The organism is Candidatus Atribacteria bacterium (genome assembly GCA_011056645.1).
GTDB classification, from domain to species: Bacteria; Atribacterota; Phoenicimicrobiia; order Phoenicimicrobiales; family Phoenicimicrobiaceae; genus Sediminicultor; species Sediminicultor quartus.
The window spans coordinates 1-2272 of record DSEL01000094.1; the positions used below are offsets into that span (position 1 = coordinate 1).

A 2272-nucleotide genomic window follows, 5' to 3' on the forward strand; every position below is an offset into this window, starting at 1 on the left:
ATATTTTATCACAGATAGGTGAATTCTTGTAGCCTTCTTCGGATCGCTTATTATAAAGAATCCCTTATTTTTTTTAACAAAAAAGAAGGATTCTATGAAATTTTGTAGTATTGTAATATAAATGCATAGATTTACGAAAAAATAATTTCGTTAGATATACAGGAAGAGTATATAATTTTTTAAGGAAAATTAAAATCTATTTACCTCTCTATAACAATAAAAAACATTTTATAAGGAGAGCTATTATGAAATATAAAAGAATTGTTGTTTTGCCGGTTCTTGTTTTGACTATCCTCTCATTATTTTTTTCATCTGTTTATGCTCAGATTTGGGATATCGAATTTTCCAGTAATATTACTCCGGTTGCCAGCAAAGTTTCGTCGATGATTCGAGAAAGATACCTAAAAGAAGATTATCCTAATAAGGTTAGCTCTACACCAAAATATGATGATACAAAAACTGATAAAACAGCGGGAATGTTTAAAATATTAGATAAAGAAGGAAACGCTATTAAGGATATAAATATCGCGCCATTATCAATTTCAAAAAAGGTAGGATTTTCTTCGGTGGATGACGTTATGACTGCTGTAACTATTAATAATATTGGAAAAGATCCCAATTCTCTTCCTGTTGCCATTGGTTCTTCAATGGAAAATGTGATAAAAGCTATGGGAACCCCTGAATCCATTCAGATATCTCTTAAATCTTTTAAATACCGAAATTCTACTGTTTATTTCGATGAGGACTGGAAAGTACAATCCTGGGATAATCGTTATGGCAATTTAAAAGTAAGCTTGGAAAATGAAAGCGGTGATATATTTGATATCGAGGAGTATATAATCGATGGAATTTTTAAAATTACCTATGATCAACTGAATAAAAAATCTACAATTTTTGAGACTGATAAAGCTGTTGAGACCCTGATCAAAGAATTTCAAGAGCTTTCAGCAAATCAGTGAATATTAGCAAAGTGTACCCCTGACCGGAAGAGGAACTATACCCGCAAAAAATACTGGTGAGTATGCTGATTAAATTAGACAAAGTGTTATCAGGGAAATATGCTCATAAATTACTTATTTGTTTCAAATCTATAATTTAAATATCCGCTTATAATAATAAAGCTTGCTCCTATTATGCTTAAGAGATCCGGAATCTCTTTGAAAAACATTAGACCAAAGAGACTCGCAAATATAATTTGAGAATAAGTATATAAAGAAACCAAATTTGCCTGAGCCATTTGATAGGCTTTAGTAAGCGTAATCTGTGCAAATAAAGCGGTCAGTCCGATTGAAATTAATATTAATAAATCATAGGAATTAGGAATCTGAAAACTCTTTTGCCATAATAATATTACTATACTTGTTAATCCCCCAATATAGACAACATAATTGGTGATGACTAAATAATGGTCAGTCAGCCTTAAATATCTTAGGTTCACATGGTTTAAAGCTATAGAGATGGCAGCAATTAGTGCAATCATAGCCGGAAATATCTCTACCCGGAAACCAGGTTTAATGACCAATAATCCTCCTAAAAAAGCCAACAAAAAAAGTGGAATTCGCCGAAAAGATATTTTTTCTTTCAGAAATATCCCTGAAAGAAAAAAGATAAAAAAGGGGCTTAATCTATGAATGGTAGCTGCATCAGCTAAAAGCATCACTGTAAAAGTATAGAATTTCGCTAATTGAATAATTACATTTAAAAAGCCACTAGACCATAGGAAAGGTTTATTATTACCAAGGAGAGAAATATTCATTTTTTTTAGTATGATGGGAATAATTATCATAGCAGGAATATTTTGAAAGAATACTATTTCCATTAAGGGAAGATGTCCTACCTGTTTTACTCCTACCGCAATTAAAGAAAAACAAATGCAAGAAATTAAGATAAAAAAAATACCTACTTTGTAATTATCTTTTGTATCGATTTTAACGTTGTTTAATTTACTATTCTTAATCAATGTATCTCTCCTTTAAAGTATTAAAATAAAAATTATAGATAATAGGTTTTATTTTTTTATGATTTTTAATTAAGGATATTTTGTCCTTTATTTTTATCAATCATTATACTATATTTTTCAAAATTTCTATTATTAATCGGAGAATATTAACTAATTTCCATAAACAGTTCGCTTTAAGTTTTGCGAGAAAGTTATTTTATTGACGTTTACACCGATGAATCTTTTGGTGATAATTTTAATAAATAAGAAGGATTTTTGAAAAGTTTATCGTATAAATGAATTAAAATACTACATCAGTATAGAATTATCAGA

General features: G+C 29.3%; 2 protein-coding genes. One reads left to right on the plus strand and one right to left on the minus strand.

The annotated features are described in order from the left end of the window. The first annotated feature begins 245 nt into the window (after positions 1 to 245). Entirely contained in the window at positions 246 to 959 is a 714-nt protein-coding gene (locus ENO17_03845) for a hypothetical protein (protein ID HER24169.1), read from the plus strand. Positions 960 to 1069: 110 nt separating this feature from the next. On the opposite strand, the gene ENO17_03850 is transcribed toward ENO17_03845, so the two are convergent. Next, positions 1070 to 1960: a DMT family transporter gene (locus tag ENO17_03850; protein ID HER24170.1), complete on the minus strand. Its 891-nt coding sequence runs from the start codon at positions 1958 to 1960 to the stop codon at positions 1070 to 1072. Positions 1961 to 2272: the final 312 nt, after the last annotated feature.

Coding starts and splice junctions, on each gene's coding strand:
- ENO17_03845 (HER24169.1), top strand. CDS start 246: ATGAAATATAAAAGAATTGTTGTTTTGCCGGTTCTTGTTTTGACTATC.